General features: G+C 71.5%; 5 protein-coding genes. All 5 read left to right on the plus strand.

Annotation, left to right across the window (positions count from 1 at the left end; genetic code table 11):
- The first annotated feature begins 3 nt into the window (after positions 1-3).
- The gene (locus JW592_RS33065) at positions 4-2,406 is read left to right on the plus strand and encodes an ABC transporter permease (protein WP_307805604.1); all 2,403 of its coding nucleotides are present in this window, start codon (positions 4-6) and stop codon (positions 2,404-2,406) included.
- Positions 2,407-2,708: 302 nt separating this feature from the next.
- The gene (locus JW592_RS30595) at positions 2,709-3,695 is read left to right on the plus strand and encodes a pentapeptide repeat-containing protein (protein WP_307805605.1); all 987 of its coding nucleotides are present in this window, start codon (positions 2,709-2,711) and stop codon (positions 3,693-3,695) included.
- A 97-nt stretch (positions 3,696-3,792) separates the two neighbouring features.
- Complete coding sequence (locus tag JW592_RS30600) at positions 3,793-5,226, plus strand: tetratricopeptide repeat protein (protein WP_209268529.1); 1,434 nt, start codon at positions 3,793-3,795, stop codon at positions 5,224-5,226.
- 339 nt (positions 5,227-5,565) lie between these two features.
- Complete coding sequence (locus tag JW592_RS30605) at positions 5,566-6,561, plus strand: thiopeptide-type bacteriocin biosynthesis protein (RefSeq protein WP_229377120.1); 996 nt, start codon at positions 5,566-5,568, stop codon at positions 6,559-6,561.
- Between the two features lie 378 nt (positions 6,562-6,939).
- The coding region (locus tag JW592_RS30610; RefSeq protein ID WP_209268522.1) for a hypothetical protein at positions 6,940-7,120 on the plus strand (181 nt) is incomplete at its 3' end.

The following is a 7,120-nucleotide window of genomic DNA, read 5'->3' on the forward strand; positions in this document are numbered from 1 at the left end:
AGCGTGCGCAGCCGCTGGCCGGCGTTCCTCGGATCGTTCGTCGCCGTTGCGCTCGGCGTCGCCGTCGTGACGATGAGCGCACTGATGCTGATGTCCGGTGGCACCGGCGTACCCGAACGGCTGGCCGGAGCCCCGGTGGTGGTGCGGGCGCCGACGGGGGAACAGGTGGGTGGCCAGTTCGCGGAACCGCCACCCTGGGCGCCGGGACGCGCCGCGGAACTGAGAGAGCAGTTGGCGCGGCTTCCCGGGGTGCGCGCTGCCGTCGCCGACCGCTCCTTCTACGCGCAACTGTCCGGTACCGAGCAGAAGAAAGGAGAACGACAAGGTCACGGCTGGTCCTCGGTGGCCCTCGGCTCATACGGTCTGCACGAGGGGCAGGCGCCCACAAGACACGACGAACTCGCTCTCGACCGTGCCTATGGGCACCGGCCCGGAGACCGGGTCACCGTGCTCACGGCCGACGGTCCTCACCGTTTCACCGTCTCCGGCACACTGGACGGGCCCGGTTTCTACACCACCGATGAGCGTGCGGCAGAACTCGTCGGCGGGATACGCGTCATCGGACTCAGCCTTGAGCGGGGCTCCTCCGTCGGCCAGGTGGCGTCCGCCGCTGAGCGGGCGGTGACGGGCACGGGCGGTGGAGGCGAGGTCCTCACCGGAGCGGCCCGTGATTCCATGGCTCTGCAGCAAGACGAGATGACGCGGTGGATCGGCGCGCAGGTGCTCACCGCCATGGCTGCGCTCTCGGCCTTTGTGACCGTCTTCATCGTCTCGTCCACGTTCGCGTTCACCGTGGCGCAGCGGCGGCGTGAGTTCGGGCTGCTGCGGACCATCGGCGCCACACCGAAACAGGTGCGTCGCACGGTGTGTGCCGAGGCGGTGACCGTGGGGGCGTTCGGTGCCACCCTGGGGGCGGTGCTGGGGCTGGCGCTTGCCCCCTCGGTGGCCGGGGTGCTGGTGGACGCGGGTCTGCAGCCGGAGGGCTTCGTGGTACGGCCCCGCTGGTGGGTACCGTGCGCCGCGCTCGCCCTGGGCACCGCTGTCGCCCTGGCGGGGGCGTGGACGGCCGCGCGACGCGCGGCGCGGGTGGCGCCGCTTGAGGCGATGCGGGAGGCGGCGGTCGATGAGCGGCCCATGACCCGTCGGCGCTGGGCGGCCGGGCTGGTGGTGACCGCGGTCGGACTGGGCTGCGCTGTCGGCACGGCCTTTGCCGACAGCGACACCATGGTGCTGCTCGGGCTGGGCACGGCCACAGGACTGACGGCTGGGCTCACGCTGCTCATACCGGCGCTGGTGCGGCCTGTCGTCGGAGCGCTCACCCGTCCACTGGTCCGCCGTCCGGGAGCCACGCCGCTGCTCGTACGCGAGAACATGCGGACAGCGGTGCGCCGCACCTCCGCCACGGTCGCCCCGGTGCTGGCCACCGTTGCCTTCGCCGTGCTCATCACCAGCACGGTGCAGACGACGCAGACCGCGGATACCGACCGCCAGGCGGCCACCGTGCAGGCGCGGTCCGCACTGGCGCCGGCGGACACTCCCGGCCTCAGTAGCGCCGCGACGGAGAGAGCCGGTCTGACACGGAACGCGATGCTGTCCACCACGGTCTACGAGGGGCGCGGGAAGTCGGCGTTGAGAGCGGTGGGGGTCGGTGCGGGCTTCGCACGGCTGTACAGCCACCCTGCGCCACGGGCGGGCAGTGTGATGGTGACGCAGTCGGTCGCCGCTGCGCATGGGTGGCGGCCGGGGCGGAGCGCGACGGTGATCTTCGAGGACGGTCGCAAGGAGCGGCTGCGGGTGACGGCGGTGCTGGGCGATGAGGAGGTGCCGTATCAACTGGTTCTCCCACGTGCGGTGGTTCGGGCGCACGATCCGTCGGCTCTCGCAGATGTCGCCTACCGAACGGACGGGGAGGAGTTGCCTCAGCTCGGCAGCGTGCTGGGGGCGCGGGAGGTTTCGGTGGCGAGCTATGTCTCGTCGGCCGACGACGAGGAGGACCGGCTGGTATGGATCTTCACGCTGATGCTGGTGGCCATGACGGCTGGGTACACCGCAATAGCCGTGGCCTCCACCCTGCTGACGGCCACTGCTGACCGGGCCCGGGATTTGCGGATTCTGCGGCTCTCAGGGGCCACGTGCCGTCAGGCGGTGCGGGTGGTTGCGGGGGAGACGGTCTGTGCGGTCGCTCTGGGGGCCGCGATGGGGATGGTAGTAGTCATGCCGGCGCTGCTGGGGATGGTCCATGGGCTGAGGGAAAGCCTGGGCGTACCGGTGGAGGCCGCCGTCGCCTGGCCGTGGGTGGCGGGTGCCGTGGGCGGCTGCCTGGTCCTGGGACTGGTGGCCAGCGTCGTTCCGGTCTACACCCTGTTGCGGGGGCCGGCCGGGAGACCGGAGGCGCGCGTGGCATAGCTCCCTGTCGTCTCCCCTCCCCCGACGGATCGCCTGCCACGGGACGTCCGCCCTGGCCGGGAGCGTGCCGGAGGGGGACCCCCCCGAGGTGGGAGGCCGGGCTGGGGGCAGACGGGACAGGCGGTGCGGGCTGGGCAGGCGGGCTGGGCCGGGGCTGCGGAGCAGCCGGAAGATGCAGGAAGCGGGGCGAGGGCGAATGGGGGAGAGGCAACGGCGGAGGGGCAGAGGAGAGCGGTGAGAGTGCGGGTCGCGCGTGGGTGTGGAAGAGCGCGGGTGGTTTTGGGGCGGGTTAGGTTGGGTGGGTGAGTGAGACGAGAGGGCGGGGGAGTGCGGAGCGGCTGCGGGCCGACTGTGGGAATTGTGCGGGGCTGTGCTGTGTGGCGTTGCCGTTCACAGCGTCCGCGGACTTCCCCGTCGACAAGCCGGCTGGGAAGCGGTGCGGGAATCTGACCCCCGACAATCGGTGCTCGATCCACGCGAGGCTGCGGGAGAGCGGCTACACAGGATGCTCGGTCTTCGACTGCTTCGGGGCCGGTCAGCGGGTGACAGCGAGGGACGGGTTGACGCCGGGGCCGGAGATGTTCGCTGTCTTCCAGGTGACCAGACAACTGCACGAGCTGCTGTGGCTGCTGGCGGAGGCCGACGCCACCGGACACGGCGGGGAGGCCCGTGCCCTGAGTGGGCGGATCGACGCGCTGGTCGCCGGCGATGCCGATGTGCTGCGCGGTGTGGATGTGGCCGAGTGGCGGGCGCGGGTGGGGCCCGTGTTGGAGGGAGTCAGTGAGCGGGTGCGGCGGGGCCTTGGTGGGCGCGATCTGCGGCGTGCCGATCTGATGGGCGCAGGGCTGCGCGGGGAGCGGCTGCGGGGCGCCTCGTTGCGGGGAGCGTTGCTGATCGCGGCCGATCTGCGGGGTGCCGATCTGCGCCAGGCGGATCTGCTCGGAGCGGATCTGCGGGATGCGGATCTGCGGGGAGCCGACCTGTCGGGCTCGCTCTTTGTGACCCAGCCGCAGCTGAACGCCGCTCATGGTGATGCGACCACCACTGTTCCCGACACGCTGAGCCGCCCCGCTCACTGGCTGACCGGGGCCTCGTCCGGGCAGCATGAGGCGGCGCGGCAGGCGCGGGGTGAGCCGCGTGGGAAGGCCACCCCGGTCGGCGGTGGCGGCGTCGGCGGGAGGAGCGGCAATGAGCAGCGCACCGGGCGTGGAGGACGCGGCAAACGGAACGGAGGCGGCGCGGGTGCCCGCAAGGACACCGGCCGACGGGGGCGCCGCAGCAGTCCATGAGACGGCCTCCGGCGGCGGTGCCGCGTCGAGCCGAGGGGCGGCGATCAGGGACGCGCGAGGTGCGGGACGTCGGCGGCAGGATCGGCACGGGCTGGAGATGAGCGGGCTCGGCGGCGACGAGGGGGGTGCGGAGGCGGCGGCGTGGTATGAGAGTGCGGTCGACTCGATGCTCTTCTTCCGGTGCGATGTGGCCGAGTCGTTGGGTGCGATGCGGCGGGTGGCGCCGGGTGCGCCGCTGGGGCAGGCGTTCGCGGTGTATCTGGGTCTGCTGGGTACCGAGCGGGCTCAGGCGGTGGCGGCCGGCGAGGAGTTCGCGCGTTTCCGGGCAGATGCGGATTACACCGCATTCACCGAGCGCGAGCGGGCCCATCTGTGTGCCGCGTCCGTCTGGCTGGGCGGGGACATCGAGCGGGCCGGTGCGCTGCTGCGCGAGGTCAATGTCGGCTGGCCCCATGACACGCTGGCGCTGGCCGTCGGGCACCAGATCGACTTCTTCACGGGGAACGCCGACTCGCTGCGCGACCGGATCGCCGGGGCATTGACGGCCTGGGACGAGGACGATGCGCATTACGGGCCGCTGCTGGGCATGTTCGGCTTCGGCTTGGAGGAAACGGGCCACTATGCGCGGGCCGAAGAGGTCGCCAGGGCAGCGGTTGAGCGGCAGCCGTGCGATGTGTGGGGCATTCACGCGGTGGTGCACACCCTGGAGATGCGGGGCAGGTTCGCGGACGGCATCCGCTACCTCGACGCGCGCACCCGGGACTGGGGCGCCAACAACATGATGGCGGTGCACAACTGGTGGCACTACGGCCTCTACGCGCTGGAGGCCGGGGAGACGGGCCGGGTGCTGGAGATCTACGACGCGACGCTCGATCCCGCTTCGTCCTCCGGCCTGGCCCTCGAACTGCTGGACGCGGCCGCACTGCTGTGGCGGCTGTATCTGGACGGTGATGAGGCACTGCGGGCGGTCGGGGACCGCTGGGGACCGCTCGCCGATGCCTGGGCGGCGCGTGACGACGGCCCGCACTACGCGTTCAACGACACGCACGCCGTGATGGCCTACCTCGGTGCCGGACGGGTGCGCGAGGCGGAGGCGTTGGTGGCCGACCGCGCGGAGTGGGCGGCGCGCCCGCACCCCGGCGTCACCAACCACGTCATGACGGCGGAGATCGGGCTGCCCGTCTGCCGGGCGCTGATCGCTTTCGCTCAGGGGCGGTACGGGGAGACGGTCGATCTGCTGCTGCCGTTGCGCGGGCGGCTGCAGACCTTCGGTGGCAGCCATGCGCAGCGCGACGCGGTGCAGCGCACGCTGGTGGAGGCGGCGCTGCGCGCTCGACGGTTCGATTTGGCCCGTACGTTGCTGAGTGAGCGGCTGAGCCTGCGCCCCACCAGTCCGTACAACTGGCTCGCGCACGCTCGCCTCGCCGGCGAGTTGGGACAGGCGGCTCTTGCCGCCACCGCTCGCGAGAAGGCCACAGCGCTCGCCGCCCCCGGTAAGAGCGCACTGGACGGCGCCCGCGCCCCCTTGTGAACCCGGCAGCCGCCTGGTAAATACCATCCCGGGTGAGATTCCTGCCCACTTCCCCCGCCACGTGCACTCGGCGAAGTCCTGAAGGCCGCGAAATCGGTCAAGCCGGCGACCTCATGCAGCCCCGTCGATTCATGAACCACTGGCGGCTCGTAAACCTTGCCGGTTCCCTGCCGTTCGGTGGCTGCTGCCCGGGCGCTCGGGGTGCGTCCGACTGTGCACCGGCGCACAACTGCCGGTTGTATGAAGAGTCCAGGGCGGTTGTTGGGCGATCGAATGACGGGCAAGCCCTCTTCATGGCGTGATTGCGGGCAGCGTAATCACCGGCGAAAGGGGCGTGAATTGCCCGAGGGTTGGTATTTGCTGCGCCCGCCCTATGCCCGGTCCGCCGTCGCGGAGCGGTTGCGGGAGATGCGGTCGCGTGGCCGGGCGGCCCTGGTGGCGGGCGTCACTGCGGGACTCGCCGCCGCGCGGGATGCACGGGCGGAGACGCCCTGGGCCCAGGTCAATCTGGTGGTGGAGCAGGAGGAGCGGGCGCGCGCGGGCTTCTGCGCAGAACTGGGCGTCGTGGCCCGGGAATTCCTCGGTGCCGACCGGGCACGGAATTTCTTCTTCATGAACAAGAGCCCCGGAATGCGGGTGCGCTTTGAGGCGTCCGCCCCGGACGGTGACACCGAGCTGCGCGCCGAGTTGCTGCGGCGGTTCGCGCGGTGCGAGGGGGCGCGGATGCGGCCGGTGTGCGTGGTGTACGAGCCCGAGCACTACCTCTTCGGTGGTCCGGCGTCGATGCCGTACGTGCACGACCTGTTCACCCTCGATTCCTTCGCCTGGCTGGACCACCATGTGCACCACCCGGGCCGTGATGGCCAATTTCTGGGGTGGCGCTTCTCGCTGTTGTTGCTGCGGGAACTGTTCGTCGGGCTGGGCATCGTCGGCTGGGAGCACCGCGGGGTGTGGCACGCCATGCGCAGGGAGGCCGGACGGGGCCTCAGGGGCGCGGCGGCGAAGATCGACCCGGCGGCACGGGAACAGGCGACCGCGGGCATCATCGCGTACTGGCGTACACCTCGCGAAGAGGCCCTGCGCGCCTTTCCCGAGGAGCGCCGCACCGCCCTGACCCGGCACGCCGAGGCGGTCCACCAGGCGGCCGTCCGCTGGCGGCAGGGGTATTTCGAGGCGGGAGAGGCGACCGTCGGCCCGCGCACGGCCGCCGCCTTCTTCACCGTCTTCCACTGGAACCGGGGGCGGCTGTCCTGGGCACGCCAGAGCCTGCTGACCGACGCGCTGGCAGCCGAGGGAGGTGTCCCGCATGCGGCCACCACGCCACCTCGAGGCTGAGACCGTCCCCAGGCGCGAGCGCGAGCGGGAGCGCGGCCGTGGTCGCGGCCCGATGTCCGGGGGCCCGCCTGAAGCCCCGCGCTCGGGGGGAACCATCGTGCTGTCGCCGACCTCACCGTGCTGCCCGCTCCCGACGCGCCGCAGCCCGTCGCGTCGGACGGGCAGCCAGGCGCGGCGGCCCAGCTGCTGCGCCTGTCCTGTGACCGTTCGGCCGAGGAGAGCTGGCAGAACGCGCGTACGCCGCCTGGTGCGGCACCCACAGCCTCTCCGCACCGTGCCGGACGGGTGGCGCGGCGCCGTGGCGGCTGCCACAACGGCAGTGAAAAGAACGAGAAGAAAGAACGAAGCGAGAAGAAGGAAAAGGGAAGGAAGGGAGCCATGCCCGCCACGACCGAAGCCGTTGAAACCATCCGGACCACCGACGCCGTCGAAGCGGTCGCCCTCGACCTCGACACTCTCATCGCCGAGCTCGACACCCGGGTCAGCACCCACGAGCTGCCCGAGGGCCGGATGCACACGGAAGCGTGCAGCGGCCTCTGCACCGTAGCGATCTGCAACA

The sequence above is a fragment of the Streptomyces spirodelae genome (genome assembly GCF_017676385.1).
Classification (GTDB): domain Bacteria; phylum Actinomycetota; class Actinomycetes; order Streptomycetales; family Streptomycetaceae; genus Streptomyces; species Streptomyces spirodelae.

Bases quoted from the DNA above. Each gene is read 5' to 3' on its own strand.
- JW592_RS30600 (WP_209268529.1), top strand. From the start codon at position 3,793: ATGAGCGGGCTCGGCGGCGACGAGGGGGGTGCGGAGGCGGCGGCGTGG.